The sequence below is a fragment of the Alphaproteobacteria bacterium HT1-32 genome (assembly GCA_009649675.1).
Classification (GTDB): Bacteria; Pseudomonadota; Alphaproteobacteria; order Rhodospirillales; family HT1-32; genus HT1-32.
This window is the reverse complement of record WJPL01000001.1, coordinates 840,052-864,053: the sequence shown is the minus strand read 5'-3', so window position 1 is coordinate 864,053 and position 24,002 is coordinate 840,052. Positions and strand designations below refer to the sequence as shown.

24 protein-coding genes and 2 tRNA genes are annotated in these 24,002 nt (G+C 56.8%); 10 read left to right on the top strand and 16 right to left on the bottom strand.

Translation table 11 applies throughout. The features are described 5' to 3' along the window. Positions 1–11: 11 nt before the first annotated feature. Both GH722_04130 and GH722_04125 read left to right on the top strand, forming a co-directional pair. Positions 12–227, top strand: coding sequence for a hypothetical protein (locus GH722_04130; GenBank protein MRG70944.1), 216 nt, complete (start codon positions 12–14; stop codon positions 225–227). A gap of 54 nt (positions 228–281) precedes the next feature. Continuing rightward, positions 282–824: an NUDIX domain-containing protein gene (locus GH722_04125; GenBank protein ID MRG70943.1), complete on the top strand. Its 543-nt coding sequence runs from the start codon at positions 282–284 to the stop codon at positions 822–824. 10 nt (positions 825–834) lie between these two features. Here the strand turns inward: GH722_04125 and hemF are convergent, their stop codons facing one another. From hemF to GH722_04105, 4 genes are read right to left on the bottom strand one after another with little or no spacing between them, the layout of a single operon-like run. Then, the gene (gene hemF, locus GH722_04120; protein ID MRG70942.1) at positions 835–1,698 is read right to left on the bottom strand and encodes an oxygen-dependent coproporphyrinogen oxidase; all 864 of its coding nucleotides are present in this window, start codon (positions 1,696–1,698) and stop codon (positions 835–837) included. Beyond that, entirely contained in the window at positions 1,695–2,147 is a 453-nt protein-coding gene (locus GH722_04115; protein MRG70941.1) for a hypothetical protein, read from the bottom strand. Before GH722_04115 ends, hemF begins: the two co-directional genes overlap by 4 nt. 5 nt (positions 2,148–2,152) lie before the next feature. Then, the gene (locus tag GH722_04110) at positions 2,153–3,598 is read right to left on the bottom strand and encodes a hypothetical protein (GenBank protein ID MRG70940.1); all 1,446 of its coding nucleotides are present in this window, start codon (positions 3,596–3,598) and stop codon (positions 2,153–2,155) included. Next, on the bottom strand, positions 3,598–4,152 hold the full coding sequence (locus GH722_04105; protein MRG70939.1) for a molybdopterin-dependent oxidoreductase: 555 nt from the start codon (positions 4,150–4,152) through the stop codon (positions 3,598–3,600). Before GH722_04105 ends, GH722_04110 begins: the two co-directional genes overlap by 1 nt. Positions 4,153–4,547: 395 nt before the next feature. On the opposite strand from GH722_04105, the gene petA reads away from it, so the two are divergent. The 7 genes from petA to GH722_04070 all read left to right on the top strand — a co-directional run bounded on the left by petA (position 4,548) and on the right by GH722_04070 (position 12,536). After that, on the top strand, positions 4,548–5,096 hold the full coding sequence (petA, locus tag GH722_04100; GenBank protein ID MRG70938.1) for a ubiquinol-cytochrome c reductase iron-sulfur subunit: 549 nt from the start codon (positions 4,548–4,550) through the stop codon (positions 5,094–5,096). An 11-nt stretch (positions 5,097–5,107) separates the two neighbouring features. Continuing rightward, positions 5,108–6,400 (top strand): cytochrome b, encoded by a 1,293-nt coding sequence (locus GH722_04095; protein ID MRG70937.1) that lies wholly within the window; start codon positions 5,108–5,110, stop codon positions 6,398–6,400. Continuing rightward, positions 6,400–7,164, top strand: a complete 765-nt coding sequence (locus GH722_04090; GenBank protein ID MRG70936.1) for a cytochrome c1 — start codon at positions 6,400–6,402, stop codon at positions 7,162–7,164. The genes GH722_04095 and GH722_04090 overlap by 1 nt, the downstream gene beginning before the upstream one ends. A 376-nt stretch (positions 7,165–7,540) precedes the next feature. Continuing rightward, a complete protein-coding gene (locus GH722_04085; GenBank protein MRG70935.1) occupies positions 7,541–8,578 on the top strand; it encodes an extracellular solute-binding protein in 1,038 nt (345 codons plus the stop codon). Positions 8,579–8,622: 44 nt separating this feature from the next. After that, complete coding sequence (locus GH722_04080) at positions 8,623–10,380, top strand: ABC transporter permease subunit (protein MRG70934.1); 1,758 nt, start codon at positions 8,623–8,625, stop codon at positions 10,378–10,380. Continuing rightward, positions 10,381–11,460 (top strand): ATP-binding cassette domain-containing protein, encoded by a 1,080-nt coding sequence (locus GH722_04075; GenBank protein MRG70933.1) that lies wholly within the window; start codon positions 10,381–10,383, stop codon positions 11,458–11,460. Positions 11,461–11,462: 2 nt separating this feature from the next. Next, entirely contained in the window at positions 11,463–12,536 is a 1,074-nt protein-coding gene (locus GH722_04070) for a hypothetical protein (protein MRG70932.1), read from the top strand. 46 nt (positions 12,537–12,582) lie between these two features. Here the strand turns inward: GH722_04070 and GH722_04065 are convergent. From GH722_04065 to GH722_04035, 7 genes are all read right to left on the bottom strand, one after another. Next, positions 12,583–12,657 (bottom strand) — tRNA-Gln (locus GH722_04065). 14 nt (positions 12,658–12,671) lie between these two features. Continuing rightward, positions 12,672–13,589, bottom strand: a complete 918-nt coding sequence (locus GH722_04060) for a 4-(cytidine 5'-diphospho)-2-C-methyl-D-erythritol kinase (protein MRG70931.1) — start codon at positions 13,587–13,589, stop codon at positions 12,672–12,674. After that, entirely contained in the window at positions 13,582–15,363 is a 1,782-nt protein-coding gene (locus GH722_04055; GenBank protein ID MRG70930.1) for a tetratricopeptide repeat protein, read from the bottom strand. Before GH722_04055 ends, GH722_04060 begins: the two co-directional genes overlap by 8 nt. A 149-nt stretch (positions 15,364–15,512) precedes the next feature. Beyond that, positions 15,513–16,811 carry a cation:proton antiporter gene (locus GH722_04050; protein MRG70929.1) on the bottom strand — a complete coding sequence of 433 codons (1,299 nt, stop codon included), beginning with the start codon at positions 16,809–16,811 and terminating at the stop codon, positions 15,513–15,515. Positions 16,812–16,990: 179 nt separating this feature from the next. Beyond that, entirely contained in the window at positions 16,991–18,265 is a 1,275-nt protein-coding gene (locus GH722_04045) for a TRAP transporter large permease subunit (GenBank protein ID MRG70928.1), read from the bottom strand. Between the two features lie 4 nt (positions 18,266–18,269). Continuing rightward, positions 18,270–18,683 carry a TRAP transporter small permease subunit gene (locus GH722_04040; protein MRG70927.1) on the bottom strand — a complete coding sequence of 138 codons (414 nt, stop codon included), beginning with the start codon at positions 18,681–18,683 and terminating at the stop codon, positions 18,270–18,272. Between the two features lie 170 nt (positions 18,684–18,853). Continuing rightward, on the bottom strand, positions 18,854–19,843 hold the full coding sequence (locus GH722_04035; protein MRG70926.1) for a C4-dicarboxylate ABC transporter: 990 nt from the start codon (positions 19,841–19,843) through the stop codon (positions 18,854–18,856). A 215-nt stretch (positions 19,844–20,058) separates the two neighbouring features. On the opposite strand from GH722_04035, the gene GH722_04030 reads away from it, so the two are divergent. After that, positions 20,059–20,135 (top strand) — tRNA-Ile (locus GH722_04030). Positions 20,136–20,276: 141 nt separating this feature from the next. Here the strand turns inward: GH722_04030 and GH722_04025 are convergent. The 5 genes from GH722_04025 to GH722_04005 all read right to left on the bottom strand — a co-directional run bounded on the left by GH722_04025 (position 20,277) and on the right by GH722_04005 (position 23,983). After that, a complete protein-coding gene (locus GH722_04025; protein ID MRG70925.1) occupies positions 20,277–21,272 on the bottom strand; it encodes a hypothetical protein in 996 nt (331 codons plus the stop codon). Positions 21,273–21,280: 8 nt separating this feature from the next. Further along, positions 21,281–21,886 carry a hypothetical protein gene (locus GH722_04020; GenBank protein ID MRG70924.1) on the bottom strand — a complete coding sequence of 202 codons (606 nt, stop codon included), beginning with the start codon at positions 21,884–21,886 and terminating at the stop codon, positions 21,281–21,283. A 115-nt stretch (positions 21,887–22,001) separates the two neighbouring features. Further along, positions 22,002–22,283 carry a transposase gene (locus GH722_04015; GenBank protein MRG70923.1) on the bottom strand — a complete coding sequence of 94 codons (282 nt, stop codon included), beginning with the start codon at positions 22,281–22,283 and terminating at the stop codon, positions 22,002–22,004. A 153-nt stretch (positions 22,284–22,436) separates the two neighbouring features. Beyond that, complete coding sequence (locus GH722_04010; protein MRG70922.1) at positions 22,437–23,240, bottom strand: TIM barrel protein; 804 nt, start codon at positions 23,238–23,240, stop codon at positions 22,437–22,439. Continuing rightward, positions 23,240–23,983 carry a UTRA domain-containing protein gene (locus tag GH722_04005; protein MRG70921.1) on the bottom strand — a complete coding sequence of 248 codons (744 nt, stop codon included), beginning with the start codon at positions 23,981–23,983 and terminating at the stop codon, positions 23,240–23,242. Before GH722_04005 ends, GH722_04010 begins: the two co-directional genes overlap by 1 nt. Between the last annotated feature and the right edge of the window lie 19 nt (positions 23,984–24,002).

Genomic DNA, 24,002 nt, shown 5'->3' with positions numbered 1-24,002 from the left:
GGGAGACGATTATGGACGCCCAGGCAATCAGCGCTTTACAGTCAACAGGCGCAACCAAGGCAAATATTCGCGGCCTCAAGGCACTGAAGATGCAGAAAGAACAGGAAGCGGCCATCGCGAATGCCGTACAGGAAGCTGCCGACCGTGGTGCCGCAGTTTCTGAAGCACGTGTTTCCCGGGCATCGTCAGACGGGTTGCGCGGTACCGTACTGGATATCAGTGCCTGACGGACCCCGATCAGGCATCTTGTAAGAAGGCCTTTTGCGGGCCAATCTAGGGCCATGAAGAAAGAACTTTCAGGCCCGGTTGTGAACAAGATTCCGGATGGCGACAACCGCCACCGGCTTGTGTGCGAAGATTGCGGTTTCATCAATTACGATAACCCGAAGATCGTTGCCGGCGCTGTCTGCGTTGCGTCGGACGACCGGATATTGCTCTGCCGCCGGGCAATCGAGCCGCGTGTCGGCTACTGGACCCTGCCGGCGGGATTCATGGAAAATGAAGAGACCGTGCAGCAGGGCGCGGCGCGGGAAGCCTGGGAAGAAGCCTTCGCAGAAATCGAGATCGATCAGATGCTCGGTATGTACAATATTCCCCGCATCAGCCAGATCCAGATCATGTTCCGGGCGCGGCTGCTGAACGAAAAGACCATCAAGGCCGGGCCGGAATCGCAGGAAGTGGGGCTGTTCCACTGGGATGAAATCCCCTGGGATGAACTGGCTTTCCCGACGGTGAGCTGGACCCTGAATTATTTCCGCGAGACACGAACTCTCGATCACTTCCCCCCGGCGACCAATCCGGAGGGTGAGGGGACAAGGCGCTGATTATGCGTGGTCAGGGCCAGCGGACTTCCGGCGGCATTGACATCAGAATGGCATCGACATTGCCGCCTGTCTTGAGGCCGAACACGGTGCCGCGGTCATGCAGCAGGTTGAATTCGACATAGCGGCCCCGGCGGACAAGCTGATGTTCGCGCTCTGCCTCCGTCCAGCTCCGGCCGCAATGGCGTCGGACCAGCGGTGAATAAGCCAGCAGAAAACCGCGCCCGACATCCTGTGTGAAGGCAAAGTCGGCGTCCCAGTCACCGGTGTTATGGCGATCATAGAAGATGCCGCCGACGCCCCGGGGCTCGTTCCGGTGGGGAAGGAAGAAATATTCATCACACCAGTCTTTGAAGCGCGGGTAATAGGCGGGGTCGTGAGCGTCACAGGCGGCTTTCAGCGCCTGATGGAAGTGGGCTGTGTCGTTAGCGTCCGGAAACATCGGAGTCAGGTCTGCGCCCCCGCCGAACCAGCCTTTTGTGGTTACGATCATTCGCGTGTTCATATGCACCGCAGGCACCAGCGGGGATTGCATATGGGCGACCAGCGAGATGCCGCTGGCCCAGAATCTGGGGTCTTCTTCGGCGCCGGGTATCTGCTTGCGGAATTCTTCTGAGAATTCACCGTAAACGGTCGAGATATTGACGCCGACTTTTTCGAAAATCCGGCCACGCATGATCGACATTTCGCCGCCACCCTGCAGACTTTCCCCGGCGGGTTTTGTCCAGGGGCTGCGCTCAAAGGATCCGGCCGGCCGGTCATCCATCGGTCCCCGATGTTCTGATTCTATGGATTCGAAGTCATTACAGATGGTGTCCCGCAGGTTCCGGAACCAGTTGCTGGCCTGTTGTTTGTGATCGTCATTATAGTCGGTCATTCCGGAAACCCTCCCGTCTGTCGAAGGGCCTCTCCCAACACCATGGCGGCGGCATTTGCAACATTGATGCTGCGCCGGCCTTCAGCCATCGGAATCCGCAGGCGGATGTCCGCACTGTCGTGAACGTCCTGCGGTACACCGGCACTTTCGCGTCCCAGCAACAGGCAGTCACCATCCTGATAGGTGATTGTCTGGTAGGCTGTTGAGCCTTTCGTGGTCATCAGCAACAGGCGCTGACAGACACCGGCTTCCCGGAAAGCCTGCCATGACTGGTGGCGGATCATCCGGGCAAGGTCGGTGTAATCCATGCCGGCCCGGCGAAGACGGCGGTCTTCAAGTACGAAACCGCAGGGCTCAATGATATGCAGATCTGCATTCATGCAGGCACAAAGGCGCAGAATTGCGCCGGTATTCTGAGGAATATCGGGTTGATAGAGCGCCAGTGAGATGGGCATCAGCTTCCGGGAAGTGTGATTGCAGGAGCCGGTCCGCTGACCGGGACAGAAGTGTTTGTATCCGCCATGACCACAAGTCGGGAAGGAAAAATCATGCGGACGGCGGTGCCGGCACCGACCTTGCTCGTGATTTCGAGACGGCCCGCGTTGGCTTCGACGAAGGATCTTGAGATGGCAAGCCCCAGTCCGACACCGCCTTCCCGGCGGGTCATGACGCCATTTACCTGAAAGAAGGCATCGGTGACTTTATCCACATTCTCGGCTGAGATGCCTTTGCCTGAATCCGAGACTGAGACAGTCAGCTTGTCCTGATCCGCCTGCAGGCCGACGTCAACCCAGCCGCCCTCAGTTGTGAACTTGATGGCATTGGTAATGAGATTAAGCAGCGCCTGACGGATCAGCCGGTTATCGGCGTTCAGATGACAGGTTGTCGTTTCGGGTTCCCAGTTACAGTTCAGGCTGACCCGGAGTCGTTTTTCCCAAGCTGTGCGTCTTACCAGATGTATGGTCCGGGCCGCTTCGGCATGGATATCAAAGGGGGCCGGACTGGCCTCGATGACACCGGCTTCGATCCGCGAGAAATCGAGAATGTCATTGACCATTTCGAGCAGCAGATGGCCGCTTCCGTGGATATCTGCTGCATAATCCCTGTACGCAGGGACGCCCAGCTTGCCGAGCATCTCATCCTTCATCACTTCGGAGAATCCGAGTATGGCATTCAGGGGCGTCCGCAGTTCATGACTCATGTTGGCCAGAAAGGTCACCTTGGCCGCATCAGCTTTCTCAATGGTTTTTCTGGCCTGCCGTTCCTGCCGGGTGCGTTTGTGGCTGATCCTGAGTTCAATCAGCAGCAGTGTCAGCGCGACCAGAAAGAAACCGAACATCAGAAAGTTGTTACGCTCGATGTCCTTCAGATTCTGAACCACACGATGGATAAACTGATTCCCAAACAAAGGTACATTCTGGGCCAGGACCGCGTTGTGAACGTAGTCTTCCTGACTGCTGACGATCCGGAGAAGCGCCCTTGCTTCATCCCGGTCGGCATCCGTCAGTTTCTGAATCCGGCCGTCGATCGTTTCAAGTACTCCGACAATCTGGCTGATGAAGGGTCTTTGCCACTGGGAAGTGGGGTCGCCGACCGTGAAGAACTCGCCGTCAAGACTGATGACGCGGCTCCAGAATATGTCAAACCGCAGCCGGACGTTGTCGGCTTGCCCCGTCCCGCCTTCGGCAATCATCCTTAACAGTGAATGCATCAGCCGCTGATGTTCGTATTCAACCTGAGAGATATTCCAGAAGCCGCCCCGTCCCCTGACAATGTCGAGATGAGGTTGTGACCGGAGGGCCTGATGCTGGACATAGAAAATGCCCCCGAATGACAAGGTCAGGGCAACATAGATAATTATTCTCTGAAGCGTTCCACGTCTGGCGAAAGCCGGGAGCATTAATTGACGACCTCAAGTTTTCTCAGCTGCCATACAAGGAAGGCATTCAGCCTGTAGGTCCCGTTAACCGGCTGATTTTTTTCTTCCGGAACGACAATCCACAGCGGTCCATATTTCCGGACGCGCATATAGTCCCCATCCTGGCGATAGGCGATGATGGCATCGGCGTTGACCATGGTATCAACGGGGATCACGACCCTGTAGTCATTCAGCGCCACAGCATTCAGTGTCTTGCCCCGGGCACCGAGATAGCTGAGGAATCTGTCCAGCCTGACCCCGCGATAAACCGAGGCACCTTTGGTCCAGTGGGTTTTCGTGTTGATTTCTGTTGCTTCCAGCGCTTCCAGCATCGCCATGTCAAAATCAGCAGCGCCGTCGCGGTTGGTATGTGCGATCTGACCGGTAACGGTGAGAATGATTTCTCCGGCGGGTTCCGGCAATTGCCCGCTGATTGCCGGGCTGGCAGGAAGAAGCAGCATCAGACCCAGAATACAGGCCGTAACGACCCGGCACTGGCGAAGATGCCGGGATTTATGAAAGTGAAGGTCTGACATGAAGGTTAAAGATACCTTGCCCGGTTTCTGACGAAAACCAGCTTAAAACCTGCGGAATTGTCCGCAATTCGTAGAATCCACATTTGACCCCGAAAGCGGGTCTGGTAAGGCCGTTAACCCTGTGACGGGGATATAATGGGCAGAAATTGCGGATGACGTCTGATCACCGCAGCTATGTGGCAGAATTTTGCTGCAGATGAGGATATCACCTTGAAAGACCGCCAAAATCCTTGGCTTGGCCGAAAAGCTGCGATATACGCTGGCGAGGGAAGGATAGCTGTCGCCGATCCGTCCTGCGTGCCTGTTCTGATTGATTATTTTGACGATGGTCATCTGAACGCAGGTCGCGGAAAATCCGGGCGACATGAGATGCAACCAAGCTAGAGGCACACGACATGGCCGAAATGGCACACGGCGCACATTCTGAAGAGAGCGGGACGCGCCGCGATTTCCTGACACTCGCAACTGCTGCAACCGGCGCTGTTGGCGCAGCTTGCGCTATCTGGCCGTTCGTCGATTCGATGAACCCTGCGGCCGATACGCTGGCGCTGTCGACAACCGAAGCCGCACTGGACAACATCGCTGAAGGTATGGCGGTGAAGGTCATGTGGCGCGGCAAACCGGTGTTTATTCGTCACCGGACGGCTGATGAAATCAACGAGGCACAGTCGGTTGACGTTGCGACGCTGCCAGATCCGGAGCCGGATTCGGCGCGGGTCGAAAAGCCGGAATGGCTGGTTCTGGTCGGTGTCTGCACCCACCTCGGCTGTATTCCGCTCGGCACCTCTTCTGGTGAGAACAAGGGCGACTTTGATGGCTGGTTCTGCCCCTGCCACGGTTCGCATTATGATACGTCCGGACGTATTCGGAAGGGCCCGGCACCGCGGAACCTGGCCGTGCCGACCTATACGTTCCTTGACGACACCCATATTCGCATTGGTTGAGGCAAGTAAAAATGGCTGAAAAGAAGCAATTCGACAGCAAGATCATCCGGTGGGTAGAGTATCGCCTGCCGATCTTCAGCTTCCTCGATCATTCGGTCGGAAGCGGCTATCCGGCACCGAAGAACCTGAACTATTTCTGGAACTTCGGGTCGCTGGCCGGCATCACGCTGGGAATCATGATCCTGTCGGGGATCTTCCTGGTGATGAACTACACCGCTCATACAACAATGGCCTTTGATTCCGTCGAGCGCATCATGCGTGACGTGAATTTCGGCTGGTTGATTCGCTATATTCATATGAACGGTGCGTCGATGTTCTTCATCGTCGTCTTCATTCATATCTTCCGCGGTCTTTATTTCGGTTCCTACAAGGCGCCACGCGAAATTCTCTGGTGGATCGGCATTCTGATCCTGCTGGCGATGATGGCGACAGCCTTCATGGGTTACGTGCTGCCGTGGGGCCAGATGAGCTTCTGGGGTGCGACCGTTATCACCAACCTGTTCTCGGCTTTCCCGATCATCGGTGATCCGATTGTCACCTGGCTCTGGGGCGGTTTCTCGGTTGATAACCCGACCCTGAACCGGTTCTTCAGCCTGCATTATCTTCTGCCCTTCGTGATTGCCGGACTTGTCGTCCTGCATATCTGGGCATTGCATGAGCATGGCTCGAACAACCCGACCGGTATTTCGGTCAAGGGTAAGCAGGACACCATTCCGTTCCATCCGTACTACACCATCAAGGATGTGTTTGGTCTCGGCGTGTTCCTGATCTTCTTCGCCGCCTTTGTGTTCTATGCGCCGAATTATCTCGGTCATCCGGACAACTACATTCCGGCGAACCCGCTTTCGACACCGGCGCATATCGTGCCTGAATGGTACTTCCTGCCGTTCTACGCGATCCTGCGTGCCGTGCCGTCGAAACTCGGCGGCGTGCTGCTGATGTTCGGTTCGATCCTGATCCTGTTTGTTCTGCCCTGGCTGGACACATCACGGGTCCGCTCCGGTCGTTTCCGCCCGGTCTTCAAGCTGGGCTTCTGGGTTTTCGTCGTCGTCTGCATCATTCTCGGAATTTGCGGTGGCAAGTCACCGGATGCACCGGTGCTGGGCCTCAGCTGGTTCCAGTATGTCGACCTGTCCCGTCTCATGACCCTGATGTATTTCGGCTACTTCATTCCGTTCCTGCCGCTGGTTGGCTGGTTCGAACGACCGAAGCCCCTGCCGGAATCAATTTCAGCATCCGTGTTGAAAGGAGGCGGCGCCGGAGCCTCTGCCGCCGCCGCTGCCAAGCCGATGGAGAAAGCATAATGCGTAAATTTGTCACGACACTTGCTTTCGTCGCCGGCGTCAGCCTTGGTGGGAATGCTTATGCAGCCGGTGATGCCGCGCATCCGCCGGCCATGGACTGGTCGTTCAACGGCCTGTTCGGCACCTATGACAAGGCCGCCCTGCAGCGTGGATATCAGGTCTATAAGGAAGTCTGTGCAGCCTGTCATTCGATGCGGCTGGTCAGCTTCCGTCATCTCACGGCTCTCGGATATACGGAAGAAGAAGCCAAGGCTTTCGCTTCCGAATATGAGGTGACCGATGGTCCGAATGACGATGGGGAAATGTTTGACCGGCCGGGCCGTGTCTCGGACCGTTTCCCGTCACCTTATCCCAATCCGCAGACCGCACGGGCCTCCAATGGTGGTGCCCTGCCGCCTGATCTGTCGCTGATCACCAAGGCGCGTGTTGGCGGACCGGATTATATCCATGCTCTGCTGACCGGCTACAAGGACCCGCCGGCAGGTGTCGAGCTGGGTTCCGGTATGCACTACAACAGCTACTTCCCGGGGCAGCAGATTGCCATGGCGCCGCCGCTTTCGGATGAAATCGTCACCTATGCTGACGGTCAGCCGAAGCCGACGCTGGATCAGCTGGCAATGGATGTCAGCCATTTCCTGAACTGGGCCGCGGAACCGGAACTGGAAGTGCGCAAGCAGACCGGCTGGAAGGTGATTCTGTTCCTGATCGTCTTCACGATCCTGGCCTATGTAACGAAGCGCCGTATCTGGGCCGACGTTCACTAATCTGAACCTTTAGAGGTTCCTGCAGAAAACCCCGCTGATACTTCAGCGGGGTTTTTTGTTTGGTCGTCAGGAAAACGCACTATCAGCGGTTATCAGCTAGCGCTGCGCGGCTGATATGCTGCTTAGGGAATCGTTTCACGCTGCTGCCGGTCCGGGCTATGCTGTTTTTCAATAGGGCTATACGACAGGAAGGCAATGTCGCTATCATCTGAGGCCCGCCAGCAGGAGGGATAAGCCCGGAATGAGATGAATGGAATTGACCGGATTGCCTTAATTGCATGCATAGGTGCGAACTTCTGTGCAAAAAACCAACAATTATGGTTTCACGCTATAATAACTGCATGCATAATGTTCAAAATACGTTTGGGAGGACGTCATGACTATCACGCAGACTTTTCGTAAACTGATTACCGCTGGCGCTGCTCTGGTCACCGCTGCCGGGTTGGGAGCGACTGGTGCGAGTGCTGACATGTTGTCAGACCTCGCCAAGGAAGCTGCCGCAAACGAACATCCGGTTGTCTGGTATGAAAGTTCCCAGGAAGACCAGATCGAGAAAGTCATCGCCAAATTCAACGAGCGTTATCCGGATGTGAAGGTTCAGCATCTGCGGGTAGCCGGCGGCAACAAGATGACGGGCCGCATCATTCAGGAAGTTCAGGGGCAGGGTTATACTGGCGACCTGGTGACGACAGGCGCGGCACAGGCCTGGGAGATGAATGACCGTTCATTGCTGCAATCTGCCGACTGGCAGGCGCTTGGTGTGCCGAAGAAACTGACGCCGGTTGATTTCACGGTTGCGATTGCGGCCTCTGTTTATGTGATCATCATCAATACGGACCGGGTAAAACCGGCTGACGAGCCGAAGGGCTGGGACGATATCAATGATCCGAAATGGAAGGGGCGCATGGGCAGCTGGGTTCGCGCCGGGGCACATACCCAGATGGCAAAAGTCTGGGGTGTCGAGAAGGCCCAGGCGGAACTGGAAGAATATGTGAAGCTTCAGCCGCTGCTGTTCAAATCCACTTTCCCTCTGGCTCAGCAGGTCGGTGCCGGTGAAGTCGATATTGCCATCGGCTTTTTCCATACTGCACAGCCGCCGATGGACGCGGGTGCACCGGTAAAGCGCATCGCGCTCGACCCCGCTCCGATGCATACCATCTACACATCAATGACGAAGGGTGCGCGTAATACACCGGGGGCGAAGCTGTTCCTGTCATGGCTGGCGACACCGGAAGGTGCGGCGGCCTATGAAGGGGCAACCAGTCGCGGCAACCACCTGATGGAAGGCACTAAGACCTATGATCTGGTGAAAAATGCCGAGGTTGCGGAATGGCCGGCAGAAGAAACCGACAAATATCAGGAGACTTTTGCTGTGTTCAACAAGATCCTCGGCTCTGCCGGGGCGGCACGGTAAGGGAACCCCTGATCTGCGGCGTCCGGATGTGAAGTGACCAGAAAATGACGGACGCCGTTCTTGTGCCAGACGACCGGGCAGGCCTTTCACTTCGGTGGCGGCTTGCCCGATGGCTCCCCTCGCTCTCGCTGGGGATTCTGCTGGCCTGGCTGGTACTGGTGCCGCTGGCGCTGGTGCTGATTTCCAGTTTCAAGCCGACCGGTTTCCCGTCCGACAAGGGCTGGACGACCGCCAATTACAGCGACGTCTATTTCAGTGCCGAATTCTGGGAACTGGTCGGGAATACGGTTCAGTTTGCCTTCGGTGCCGCCATCATGGCGCTGTCACTTGGGGCGCTGATTGCCTGGCTGGTAGAGCGATCCGATCTGCCCATGAAGGGGCTGGTGCGGGCACTGGTCATTCTGCCGATGGCAACGCCACCGGTGCTGATGGCAATCGGCTGGGTGATGCTGCTCAGTCCGCGTACCGGGGCGATCAATGATCTGCTGATCTATCTGTTCAATCTCGATTCAGCACCGATCAATATCTATTCCATGGGCGGGATGATTTTTGTTGAGGGTCTGGCTCTGGTTCCCTCGACCTTCCTGATTTTGTCACCCGCCTTCCGGAACATGGACCCCAGTCTGGAGGAAGCGGCCTTCACCAGTGGTGCCGGGCTGTTTACCACCATCCGGAAGATTTTCCTGCCTCTGCTGGCCCCGACCATCATGGCGGCGGCGGTATTTCTGCTGATCGTTGGCTTTCTGGTTTTTGATATTCCGGGAACCATCGGTATGCCCGTCGGGATTTTCGTCCTGTCCAGTCAGGTGGTCTATCTTGCCAATGATGCGCCCGGGGGGCTGCCTGAATATGGCCTGATCAGCGCGATGGCGATCTTCTTTCTGGTGATTGTCCTGACACTGGCCTGGAGCTATCAGCGCTATACCCGCCTGCAGGGCCAGTTTGTCACCGTGACCGGCAAGGGCTGGCGGCCCCGGTCCGTGGCGCTGGGCAAATGGCGCTGGCCCGCCTTCACAATGATCGCCATCTATTTCCTGCTGGCGGTGGCCGCCCCTGTCGCAATCCTGATCTGGACCAGCCTGATGCCCTATCAGGCGGGGGTCTCGCTGGATATGCTGGAGAAGGCGACGCTGGCCAATCATATCGACTTTTTCTCTAACCGGCGGGCGGTACAATCCTCGATCAACAGTGTACTGATTGCGCTGGCCGCCTCCACGGCGGTGGCGCTGCTGTCGGTTCTGGTTTCCTGGGTTGTGATCCGGTCGAAGGCACCGGGCCGGAAGATCATCGACGCGCTTTCCTTCCTGCCGATCGCCATTCCCGGCACGCTGATCGGCGTCGGGCTGATCTATGTCTATCTGACGATCAATTTCATTCCGATCTACGGCACGATCTGGATCATCATGATCGCTTACACCACCAACTATCTGTCGTTCGGCAGTCGCGCCACACACGGGGTCATGATTCAGCTTCATGCCGATCTGGAAGATGCCGGAAAGACCAGTGGTGCCGGCTGGTGGCGCCGGATGCGCCGGATCATCATTCCGCTGGCTTTCCCGGCTATTGCCGCCGTCTGGATCTGGGTGCTGGCCCATTGCATGCGGGAGCTGACATCGGCCCTGCTGCTGAAGGGCGCGAACAATACCACGCTGCCAGTTCTGTTATGGGGCTACTGGTCAGGGGGAGAGCCGAACAAGGCTGCTGCCATCGGAGTCTGGCTGGTGTTTGCCATGCTGATCTGTGTGGCGGGGTGGCAAATTATGGCAAGTCGCAGCAAATCCTCGGGCAGAGAGGCCGTCTAGATGTTATCGATCCGAAACCTACAGGTTGCCTACCCTATCGAGGGCGGCTTTCACCTTGCTGTCCGCGACACCTCGCTGGAAGTGGCTGCCGGTGAGTTTTTCACCCTGCTGGGACCGTCCGGCTGCGGGAAAACCACGACGCTCCGCAGTGTGGCTGGCCTTGAGACACCGACCAGCGGCCAGATCGACATCGGGGGCGTTGGCGTTTTCAACGGGGAGACCGGCCTCATCACGCCACCGCAGAAACGCAATATCTCTATGGTCTTCCAGTCCTATGCGGTCTGGCCACATATGACCGTCGCACAGAATGTCGGCTTTCCACTGGAAAGTATGAAGATGCCGAAAGCCGAGATCCGGCCGAAGGTGCTGGAGACGCTGCGGATGGTGGGGCTCGACGGCTATGAAGACCGGCCCGCGACACAGCTTTCCGGTGGTCAGCAACAACGTGTGGCCCTTGGCCGGGCGCTGGTGAAGGGAGCAGACCTGCTGCTTCTGGATGAACCGCTCTCCAACCTCGATGCAAAGCTTCGCGAACAGATGCGCAGTGAATTGCGCAGCCTGCAGACAACACTTGGCCAGACGACAATCTATGTCACCCATGATCAGGAGGAGGCGCTCAGCCTCTCCGACCGTATTGCACTGATGGATGGTGGTGATCTGATTGAGACGGGTACACCGCTGGAGCTTTATCTTCGTCCCCGGCATATTTTCACCGCACGGTTCATCGGCCAGGCAGAGTTTATTCCCTGTAGCGGGCTGACCCGTAATGGCGACAGCCAGCAGGCCGAAACACCCTTTGGTCCGATGCTGGTCAGCGGCAATGACCGTGATGAAGGTAACGTGCTGCTGGTTCGTCCGGAACATATTCAGTTTGCCGACGTTTCCAGAGGGGACGCACCGAACTGTTTTGATGGTCAGGTCGTCTCCGCCTCGTTCTCGGGCAAGCATGTCGAGTATGTGGTGGCTGTTGCCGACCGGCAGGTCGCTGTGCAGGCAGCATCTCATACCATCAACAAGGCAGGCGACAAGGTCCGTCTGCATATACCGCCAGAGCTTCTGGTGCCCCTGAAGGACAGTTGAGCATGTTTTCCGCCGGCCCCTATGATTTACCGCTGAAAGTCGTCTACCGCTGGGCGAAGGGCGAACATACCAGCCGCGCAGGTGCCATTCTGCGCTGCATGATCGACCAGTATGAAGGCTGGGGTGAAGTCGCTTTTGGCCCGCATGTCGAGATTAACGGCGCTGAACTGGCGCTGGAATTGCTGGCCCTGACAAAAGGACTGAACCCGGAGGATGACGACTTTCTGGTTCAGCTTGATCAGCGGGAAATGCATAACCGGATGCGCTGTGCCATCGCCACGGCCTGGTTGTCGGCACGTGCCGCCGCCGCAGGTAAGCCGTTAAACCAGTATATGGCAGATGACGATGTGAAGCCGCCGATGCAGGTGCCGATTAACGGACTGGTCGGAGAGCAGGATATCGGTGCCGCCGTGACGCAGGCAAAGGGTTATGCAAAACAGGGCATGACCACCCTGAAGATCAAATGCTTTGCCGATGTCGATCACGATTTCGCCCGGGTTTCTGCCCTTCGGGAAGCGTTTCCCGATTTTGCCTTCCGGCTGGACCCGAATGACGCCTGGAAAAGGGTGCCGGATGCACTTGCCAATATGGAACGGTTTGCCCCGCTGGGGATTGATTATATCGAAGACCCGCTGGATACCGGAATTGCGACAATTGAAGATATGGCGGCTGTCCGGAAATCAGGGGCTATCCGCTCCGCATGGGATAATCCGGTGGAGACGCTGGAGGACATGCACCGTCTTGTCGATGCGGAGGCTGTGGATGTGTTTATCTACAAGATGCCCCGTGCCGGTGGCCCGGACCGGCTGAAGGAAATGGTCGATTTTGCGACATCCGCGGGAATCCAGAGCGTCAATACAGGCCCGCTTGAAACCGCCATTGGTACGGTCGCCGGTTTGCATATGACCACGCTTTTCCCCGCCCCGCTTGCGCATAGCGGATTTTCCCTGAGCGGGCATTACGCCCGTGACCTTGCCGATGTACCCCCGGTGGTCGATGGCGTCCGAACCCTGCCGGACCTTCCGGGCCTAGGCATCGCGCCGGATGCGGCCTATCAGCAGAACATGATCAGCTGATCTCGCGGGGCCCTGATGCTGGCCGGGACCATCAAAATAAGGAGATTGGCAGGGGCACCAGGATTCGAACCTGGGATGGCGAGACCAAAACCCGCTGCCTTAACCGCTTGGCCATGCCCCTGTGCGGGGTGTGTTTTAGGGCTTTGAAAGCGCTGTTGCAATAGTCTGCTGAGCAATTGCGTCAGACAGCAGGGGAGCCGCAGCAGACCACCATTTGGAATTCTCTGAGGACAGGCTGCCTGCCGCCTGTTCTGCGGTCTGCCGGTCTTCAAACAACCCGAAACAGGTTGCCCCGCTTCCGGACATGGCGGCATGCTGGCATCCGCTGAGACCGCGCAGGCGTTCCAGCACCTCGCCAATCACCGGTGCCAGCCGGATGGCCGGAGGTTGCAGGTCGTTATGGCGCTCGCGCAGGGCGGCGGTCAGGTCTGCCAGCGTGGCCAGCTTTCCGGCGGCCGGTGTCGTGATATCCGTAAAGCTGTTCTCGCGTAGCCGGAATATTTCCGGTGTGGAAATCGCAACCCGGGGATTGACCAGCACCAGCCAGGCCGGGGCCATCTGGCCGACCGGATGCAGCACTTCACCGATACCACTGGCCAGTGCGGCCTGTCCGGCCAGACACATTGGCACGTCAGCGCCCAGACGAAGGGCAATCCGGGCGGTGACTTCTGTCGGGAGGCTGAGATTCCAGAGTTTCGACAAACCACGAATTGCAGCCGCAGCATCTGCAGAACCACCACCGATACCAGAGGCAACGGGCAGATTTTTTTCCAGCGTAATGGCCGCCGCCGGACGGATGCCGGCTTCCGATGCCAGCAGCGTGGCAGCCCGGATCACCAGATTGTCGCTGGTCGTGGTCAGCCCTTCTGAAAAGGGTCCGGTAAGGCTCAGGGACAGATCGTCAGAACGGGTCAGGGTAAGCCGGTCACCAACCCCGGCAAAGGCGATCAGGCTGTCGAGCAGGTGATAGCCATCCTCCCGGCGACCGGTTACATGGAGCCAGAGATTGATCTTTGCTGCGGCGAATTCCGTAACCAAGGCTGAATCAACCATCCTTGGCGGGCGTGTTTTCAACCGGTTTCAGACCGTTCTTCAGCTTTTCACCGATGACGTCGAGAAGGTCTTCCGTCGGTTCCAGAGACAGGGCGCGCTGCCACTGGAAGCGTGCCTCATGCTGGCGGCCAACCCGCCAGTATGCATCGCCCAGATGGTCATTGATCGTCGGATCGTGCGGCATCAGTTCGACGGCCCGTTCCAGTTGCCTGACGGCGCCGGGGAAATCGCCGACCCGATAGAGTGCCCAGCCGAGGGAATCGACAATCGCGCCGTCATTCGGCCGCAGCTTCACGGCACGCTGGATCATGTCGGTTGCCCGCTTGATGTTCATGCCCTGATCGACCCAGCTATAGCCGAGATAGTTCAGCACATAGGGCTGTTCCGGTTGCAGTTCCAGCGCCTTCAGGAAGTCCGCTTCGGCGCGGGCCCATTGCTTTGATCGTTCCAGCGCAATGCCACGGGAATAGAAGACCCGCCAGTGTTCTTCCCGGATTTCGGTGATCCGTTCGATGGCGCGATCCATGGCCTTGGCCGAGGCTTCGAACTGTTCATCCTGCCGCAGTACATTGGCCAGGGTGACCAGCGCGTCATACCGTTCCGGACGGGTGGCTGCGAGCTGTTCCAGTTCTTCGACAGATGCTTCAACCTCGCCCAGGTCGGCCATATTCTGGGCGCGGTTGAGATCGGCGGACCAGCGGAAGGGAGAGTCTTCCGGAATTCCCTGATAGACCTGATTGGCTTCGGCCAGCCGGTCCTGTCGCTCCAGAATATCGGCAACCAGCAGTCGGGCCATGACGAAGTCGGGGCGAAGTTCCAGCGCCATCCGGCCAAAGATCAGGCCGAAATCCTGTGAACCCTGCTGGCGAAGTGAACTTCCGACGGAAAACAGGCCCTCTGCCAGTCCATCGGTTGCAGATTGCAGCAATGGTGCCGGCACATCGGTTGCCGCCAGTCGCAGCGAGAGCGGAACCAGCATGCTGTTGTCGGCATTCGGTTCCAGCAACTTGTTATAGACGACTTCTGCCTCGTTACGCCGTCCCTGACGTTCGAGGAAATTACCGTACATCTGTACAACACGCAGGGTGAGGCCCCCGGATGATGCCGCGGCTTCCGCATAGAAGGTGGCAGCCGCGTCATTGAGGCCCAGCAGGTCATTCACCATGGCCGCATGGAAGGCATAGGTGGCCTTGAAGTTGTCGTCTTTTGACAGCGGTTCCAGCGCCGCCATGGCTGCATCGGCATTGCCCTGCGCAGCCGCCGCCCAGGCTTCCATGAAGGGGCCGACCAGCAGATGCAGCGAACGGTCCGGAATATCTGTAAGCTCTGCGCTGGCCTCAGCCCATTTTCCCTGTTTCATCTCTCTCAGGAACAGGACATAGCGGCTGATGGCGGATCGGTCGCCCTCTTCGATCAGGCGTGCCGCGATATCTGCGGCCTCATCAAACTCGCCCTCCAGCGTCAGTAACATGAAAGTCTGGCGGGCGAGGTCGGCATTGTCCGGCTCGACCGCAATAACCTTCTTCAGAAAAGTCGCAGCCTCCTCGTACCGGCGGGCTTTCTGGGCGGCCTGTCCGGCAAGATAGGCCCCGGACGGGGTGTCGCGTACATCCACCGGTTTGGCCATTGTGTCGTCCGGCCAGGTGGCCTGTACCCGCAATTCCCCGACATCCGCGCCGGTGGCTGCACAGCCGAGCAGGCTGCCCATGGTGGCGACAGCAACTGCCCGCAGCGTATTGCGGGGCATCAGCGAAAGCAGCGGGCGTAGGATCACGGTAAACCTCGGACCTGTTATCAGGAAAAGCGTAGTACAGTGTTACAGAATTGGCGTTTCGATCCGCTGACACAAGTCACATACCGGTCAATTCATCTGCAAACCCGGGAATTTGCTGAAATGACCGCTGGTGATGATGTTCGTTTGGGTCAGCCTTTCCGGCTTGCAGGGGGCTCACGCTCCAGTAAGCGGGGCGGTTTGTCGGATTCAATCAGGGGGAGTCCGCGGGTGAGCAACCATCGAAACCACATGCCGGAAAACAATGAAGTGACCAGCGCGGCAAGTACCAGCGTGACATAGAAAGTTTCATTAATGATCCCGGCTCCCAGCGCTATGCTGGCCAATACGATGCCGGGGCCGCCACGGGTGTTCATTGCAAATCCGAAATTCAGGCTGGTCAGCATGTTACGCCCTGTCAGCCGGGTCGCGATCACGACGCAGCCAATCTCAATCAGCGATGAAATTGTGATGAAGCCTGCCGTGAAGCCGATGTCGAGATGATTAGGCAGGTCTATCCTCAAACCAACGAGCGCAAAATAGATGGGCACGAATAACCCGGTTGAGATGTTGCTGATCTGCTCTTTGACCGCTGTAAATTCTTCATTAGGAACAGCTCCGACCACCATGCCTGCGACAAGGGCTCCGAAAACAAGGTTGATGGAGAGCAGATTGGCTATGGCAACCAGCAGAAAACAGATAACGAAGAGATATCCGGTCAGTGATGCCTTTCGTATCAGGTTGAATCGCATTCGTGTTGCCCGATCCAGCAGACGCGGGCCGAAAACCAGTGCCAGTCCGATAAACATGAGCGTCTTGAGGATCGTTGTTGCCAGTGTGACCGGATCGGCCGCATTTCCATGTGCGATGCCGGTTGCGACTGAAAGCCCGATCCAGAGGATCAGGTCCTGTGTTGTTGCGGCAGCAAGGACGATGCGGGCGAAACGCGTTTCAATGATTTGCAGATCCAGAAATATCTTGGATATGACGGGGATCGATGTGACGGAAAAAGCAATGGCGATTATCAGGGTTAGCGGCAGGCCATCACCGTTTGGTCCGGCATAGGGGGCAAACTCAAACAAATGCGGAGCAACCCATCCGGCAAGGAATGGCAGACCGGTGGCTGCCAGAATGATGATGCCGGCCAGGCTGGCATCCTTGCGATCAAGCCGGCGCTGTATCCGGAAACCGGAAATGAACATCAACGCGATAAGCCCGATCCAGTAGAATGCGGAGAGCACCTGTTTTTCAGCTGGGAAGGCGTGGAAGATCGAGTTCTGAAAATCCGGAAGAAAGAAGCCGAGCAGCGAAGGGCCGAGAAGAAGGCCGCCCATGATTTCACCGATGACCCGGGGCATTCGTAACTGCACGCAGGCATAACCAAAGGCATGTGCGGCTCCGAGCAGACAAAGCAGCGCAATGAACATACGTGAAAGTTCAAACTCAGACACGATGCGTAACTCCTTGATCTTCGCCGGCCGGATTTTCCGCCGATGCCTTTAAGCGCCGCAAAGCAGGATCAATCTGCTGGCTGGTGCTCTGCAGCCGTCCCGGGAAGTGGTCGAAGCAGGATAACGCCGAATTATGAAGCTTTCCGGGCGTTATGTCGTGTCCGCGATGGCGACAGCTTCTAGCGGAACAGCGTGTACGGAATATAGAGCGCCAGGTCTTTCCAGAACCACAACAGCACCGCCGTGCCGAGCATCATCACGGCGAAAGGCCAGGCCCCCCGGACGACATCTTCCAGCCGCGCCTTGCCGACCGCCTGAATGACAAACAGGTTGAGGCCGACCGGCGGGGTGATCAGCGCGGTTTCAATCAGCACCACGAAGAAAATGCCGAACCAGATCGGGTCAATATTCATGGCCTCCAGAGCCGGGAACAGCACCGGCACCATGATCAGCAGCATGGACAGGGCTTCCAGAAAGAAGCCGATGAGCAGCAGCACGGCACCGACCGCCAGAATGAACAGGGTCGGGTCAGAGATATGGGTGGTCAGGAAGGCGCTGATGGTCTGCGGGATCAGATAAAGGGTGATCGCATAGGAAAATACTTTCGCCCCGGCAACGATGATGAAGATCATCGCCGTGGTTTTCAGCGAATCATCAACCGCTTCCCGCAGCTTCGCCCAGCTCATGCGGCGCATGACGAAGGTGATGACCAGGGCCAGCACGAAGCCGACGCCGGCACTTTCTGACGGGGTTGCGATACCCGCATAGATCGACCCGATGATGGCGACGGCCAGAATTACGGTGGGCAGTGCCAGCAGGGTTGAGCGCCAGCGGGTTGGCCAGTCCGATTTCGGCAGGGACGGGGCGGCACCAAGGCGGCTGTAGAGCATGGCATAGAGAATGAAGAAAAAGGCCAGCAGCAGGCCCGGCCCAATTCCCGCAAGAAACAGGGTGGGAATCGAGCTTTCGGTAATCACGCCATAGATGATCAGCGGAATGGAAGGGGGAATCAGGATGCCCAGCGTACCACCGGCGGCTAGCTGGCCCAGAATGAAGGGCTGGTCATAGCCGCGTTTGGTCATTTCCGGAATGGCGACGGTACCGATTGTGGCGGCGGTCGCCACAGACGACCCGGAGATGGCAGAGAACAGGGTGCAGCTTTTGATGGTGGCGACGCCAAGCCCTCCCGGCCAGTGCCCGACCCAGGCCTGTACGCTGGCAAACAGATCACGGCCGACGCCGCCTTTCAGCAGCACATTCGACATCAGCAGGAACAGGGGCACAGCCAGCAGTTCAAAACTGTCCATCGTGCCGAACAGCCGCTGTGGAATGGCAATCATCGGCAGGCCCTTGGCCCAGAGCAGCACGATACCAAGTGCGCCGAGGGCAAAGGCAACCGGTACCCGCAGCAACAGCAGGCCAATCAGGGCGCCCAGAATCAGAATGACTTCCATGGTCTCAGTGCACCTGTGGCGGTAGTGGGGTGGCTGGTCCGCGTCCGGTCCAGATCTTGACCATTTCAGCCAGGGCCTGCAGCCCCAGCAGGCCAAATCCGATCCAGATCGATGACTGGATGAAAACCAGCGGAACCGCGAGATAGCTGTCTGTCGTATGACCGGCCAGCGTCGATTTCAGCCAGATCTGCCAGCTGTACCAGACGGTCATCACGCAGAAGAAAATGATGACGATGAGGGCAAAGGTCTCGACCAGACTGCGCAGCAGGTTCCCGGCTTTGCGGAAGGCGATATCGATGACGATATGGCTGCGTTCCTTCATGACATAGGCAATCGCCAGATAGGTTGCCCAGACCTGTATGATGCGGCTGACCTCATCCACCCAGATGGTTGGCATGTTGAACAGATAACGCATCATCACCTCGAAGGTGACAAACAGGCCGACAGCAAAAAACGCCCAGCCGGCGATTTTGCCGGTGACGTCAGACAGACTGTCGATAATGTCGGTGAATTTTTGCAGCACGTTTGTTCCCTGACGGGCCGGAGAAAGCGCCGGCACCCCGCAGGGTACCGGCGCATCCGGTCATCTTACTTCTTGGAGACGGCTTCAACCACGTCAGCGGCGGTCTGGCCACCTTCCTTGACGAAGCGGTCAATGACGCCGGTTGTGGCATCAACCCACTGCTGGCGCTCTGCCGGTGTCAGGTTGATGACGGTCATCTTCGGGGTCACTTCGGCGATGGCGTCTTCTTCTTCCTTGTAGATCGCGTCGCGAAGCTGCTGTTCAACTTCGGAAGCGGCATCCAGCACGATCTTCTGATGTGCCGGGGACAGGCTGTTGAAGAAGTCGTTGTTCATGACGGCAACGAATTCGATGGCGCTGTCGAAGGTCAGCGTCATGTGGTTCATCACTTCAAACAGCTTGCGGGATTTCACGGCGGACACGCCGGTCATGCCGACATCAACGGCGCCCTGCTGATAGGCGAGGAACTGCTTCGAACCGGACATCAGGGTCGGTGCGCCACCAAGCGCCTCAACCGTCCAGCCCAGCACCTTGCCGTAAGTCCGGACCTTCTTGTTCTGCATGTCGGCCGGTGTGCGGATTGCCACATCGTTCGACAGATAGACGTTACGTCCGAAAGCCTGCCACCACAGGATCTTGGCATTGGTTTCCTTCAGCACGGCAGCGTCCAGCACGTCGCGCATCTTCGAGCCGGTCGCGACCGACTGGCGCAGATGGGCTTCATCGCGGAAGAAGAACGGCAGGCTGATCACGTCGACCGCCGGGACTGAGCCGGCAAAACGGCCAAGGAACACGGAACCGGCTTCAATGGCACCGGAGCCAACAGCTTCAGGAACTTCGTTATCCTTGAACAGCTGTGCAGAGTGGAACAGCTGCAGCTTCAGTTCACCATTCGATTTCTCTTCGATGATTTTCTGGAAAGCGAGCCAGTTCTGACCCAATGAATGGCTCTGCGGCAGTTGCAGCGTCACCCGGATGGTGGTTTCCGCTTGGGCGGTTGAAGCAACGCTCATCGCCATGGCAATGCCGGCAGCAGCGGCCAGTAATTTCTTCATCATCTTCTCCCTCAATATTTTGTTGGTTGCACTCAAGGATTGGATGCAGAAAGTCAGACAGGCATTTTTCTGTCAAGTTACATATACAGGGAACCGGCACCTGATGAGGGATTGCGACCGCCCGGCAGGAGGATCCACCAATGAATCCCGCCCGACCCCCGCCAACCCTCTGGACCTTGCCGTCTCCCTGACTAATATGGCGCCGTCGCTACGGGGGGCCTGTAGCTCAACTGGTTAGAGCCGGCCGCTCATAACGGTCTGGTTGCAGGTTCGAGTCCTGCCGGGCCCACCACCCCGCTTCGCTCAGCGAAGCGGGTTAAACAGCCACAGATCCAACAAAGCGACAGCCGTTTCGCAGAAACGGCGAAAGCGGTCTGTGAATCCAATGGCTATTCGACCATGTAGCTAGAAATTGTGGCGGAGTACTGGTTCTCTACCAGTCTATGAATGTAAAGACGTCCTCAAGTAGCTCGAGATGAACATCGCCGCCTAATTGGTCGTCCCAAAACGGTTGCCTTACCGCTCTGCTACCAGAACCCAGCCAATCTACAACTATCGTGTCTTTCGTCCCACGTGCCTGTGAAATGAGCCTGTTCAGGTGAGTGTCATTGCCGGAGTATCCGAAAATGACAATCCGTTCGCTTTCGTCGAGCGCCATTTGCAAAAACTCCCAGTAGATACTGAGAATGTCTGATGCTGCAATAATTCTAGGCTTGTTCGTGAAGTGTGTCAGAACCAGATGCCTGCCAGCGTGTATAGGAAAGCGTTTTCGGCTTATTGCTGCTTCTGAAATTTTACGCCACTTACTGCCAGCTTTTCCCGAAAATAGGGGACTGCCGTGCAGATGCAAATACCAACCTCCGTATCCCTTCTTCCTGAACAAGTTTTTCCTGTCGAAGATGGATTCAACAAAGCCGTCAAAGAGCACAGGGTTATCACCACCAAGAATGTCGGCCTCTAGAAGTGCATTTGAAAGCAGACCGTCATAATTAAGTGTCGCGACGTGTGAACCTGTGTCTCTAATTTTTTGTATTAGTGGGGCGATGAACTCCTCAGGTGCTCTACAGGTGGCGCCGAGATCTTCTCCTGCCATGTGTTTGGCAAGATACATTTTTCTCGCAACGGCATACGTGAGTTTGTAGACAGCCTCCGGGAACTTGCCGCCCTCTTCTGAAAGCCAGTGGGCAGCACCTGTGTCACGGATCGACAAAAGAATTTCACAAGCATCGACGGTATTCTGTAGCTTAGCTAGCTGTTCTTCGGATGTTGGCTTTTGCACATCTGCTGGCAAGCACGCGGAGATCAGCGCTTTCTGTTCGTCTTCAAGCGTACCATCGTCCCACACATCAATCAGTGCGTTTGTCAGATTGAAGGCTTCGGGCGAGATCGCCATACCCAACCCATTGCCAAATATGTAAAGCGACCTCATTAGTAAACCTAGGCTTCCTTCGCGGTAGACACGATGCTCAGGGCAATTTCATCAATAGCTTTAGGTATAGTGTTATTGACCGTTGAGTATACTTTGCCTTCAAAAGCGTCGAACATCTTGTAATTATATTTTGGCGCCGTTTTGCTGAATGCAACATTCATCAAATGCACGCCTACGCCAGCTCTGGCTCGATCTAGGTTCAGACTTTGAGACGCCCAAATATTATAGACATCGAAGCCGCTGGCAGACTCAACTGAAAAAAGAGGGTTTACATAAATAATAAGTTGCCCACCGCACAAACTAACACGACTCTTGCGCTCAAATAAGGCAAGTCCACGCTTTCGGCCAAACTTCTTGTCAAACTTCTCATATGCTGCACGATTATGAGATGCTTCACTAGGATTGCTCGTATTATTTAAAATATATTCTATTTCATCCGCTGTCGCACCGCTGGCTCTTGCTTCTACAGCTTTAGCTAAAATATGATAGTAGTCATAACCGCTTCGACTCTGCATTCGTCTGCTAACTTCCGCCATGCGTTTGGACGGATCTAACGAATAGTATCTAATGAATGTGTTTAGATTCAGGGAAAGAATCGCAGTTGTTCCGATCATACTGAAGTGGTCCTAGTTATTCGGACAGGTTGGCGGCAGATTTAAGGTATATTCAGTTTAAGTTTCATGCCGCTAGTTTCTGGTTTTCGTTGGTCCAGTATGCTTCCACTGGGGTTCAGTGTTCAAGGGCCGAATGGGGCCTTTCGGTATTGTAAAAGCCGATCCATTCCTCAATGACGTGCTGCGCTTGGAAGCCGCCCTGCAGTCCAGTCAGGTAAATCGCCTCTTGCTTCAATGAGCGCAACGGGCGTGCGATGTAAATATCATTCAGATATCGCGCTCGCCCATCCATGAAGACCCGAACGCTGGCGTCGATCAGCATCGTGATCCAGACCGCTCCGGTGATCTGGCTAGCTTGGTCGTTGTTCATAATCTCGGGCGGCCCAAATTGGTCCATAATAAATATTGTCCTACACCTTATTTATATTCCTGATGGTTTATGAAGATTGACCACTGCCCACCTTCGTCCTCACCAGCCCACCACTTTCCTGTCTCAGGTTTGTTTGCTGCGCTCAGGCGTTGTGATGAAGCGGTGAGTGTGTGCGTCGGGTTAACAGTTGTCTGGTTTCAGACTGTCTTTGTTGAATTCGGTCTGCCAGTTCAAGCCCCTGATCGTCTCGTGCTCCGGTTTGTACTCGCAGCCGACGACGCCCGGATAGGAGAGGATGTCCAGTCGGGAGAAAATTTCCTTGTAGGGAATTGTACCGGTGCCCGGTTCATGGCGCCCCGGATAATCCGCGATCTGAATATGGGCAATTGTTCCGATATGCCGGTCGATGAAGGCAATCGGGTCGAGGCCTTTAACGGCGGCATGATAGACATCGAATAGCAGGGCCACGCGCTCGTGCGAGATTTCCGAGATGAGATCCAGCGCGAAAGTCGGGTGGTTGACGTAGAATCCTGGAACAGACTCGTCGCTGATTGCTTCGATCAAGACAGTGATATTTGCATCGGCACACCGGTCAGCCGCCCATTTAAGATTGGATATGTAGGTCGCGCGGCAGTCTTGCCGGGTGGCTCCGTCGGGCAGGATGCCGGGCATGATGTGCAACAGGGGCACGCCGATTTCGATTGCCGCTGCTATTCCGGTGCTGACGCTTTCCCGAAATTCCGCGCTGCGGTCCTGCAGACATGCCAGGCCCTTTTCTCCCTTGCCGGCGTCTCCGGCGGGGGCTGCGATCTGGGCGCAGGTCAGGTTGTTTTCGGTGAGTAAATCGCGAAACCGGGTAATGCCAAAATCATACGGGGAGGGATGCTCGACAGCCATGAACCCGGCTGACGATGCAGCGGAAAACCGTGCTTCGAGAGGAAATTCGGTGAAGAGGTATCCGAGATGTGCGCAGAACTGGGGCATCAGATATCGTGCTGTGAGCCGGCGGTGTAGCGGAAGGCGAAGGGGGCGCAGTAGAAGGCTTCGCCGAACAGGATGACATCGCCTGTGGTCGCGAACATGGTATGGCGGCGGAGCAGCAGCGGGCTTCCGGGTTTGATGTCGAGTTTCGCTGCTGCTTCATCGTCGGCGGCGACGGCGCGGATGGCGGCCTCCATGCGTCCGATGCTCTGTTTCAGATAGCCCTGGATCAGGGAGTGGGTCGATTCCGTATCAAGCGCATCGACCGGGAAATCGAGGGAAATGCCGGGCATGAAGAAACGGCGCTCCATGCCGATGATTTCCTCACCGACGACACGCAGCCGTTCGAACGCAAAGATCGTGGTTTCGGGGTCGATCCCCAGCCGGCCTGCGACGTCTTCTGTTGCGGCCTGCCGTCCGACTGAAATCAGCCGATAGCTGACGCGGTCACCGTGAGAGACGGCGTCCTGCTCGAACGAGCGGACATCATCGAGATCAATGGTTGCCGAGCGGCCCGCATCTGCAACGAAGGTTCCCCGGCCGGCCTGTTTCTCGATCCACCCTTCATAGACCAGACGGGACATGGCGGTCTGGACGGTGGCCCGGCTGGTTTCAAAATCTTTTGCTATTTCATTCTCGGTCGGCAGCCGGTCGCCGGTTTTCAGATCTCCTTCTGCAATCAGATTCAGGAAATGCCGCTGAATTTTCTGGTAGATCGGCACCGTTTCAAACGCTTGTGGAGGCATAGATTAATCCGTGTTGACA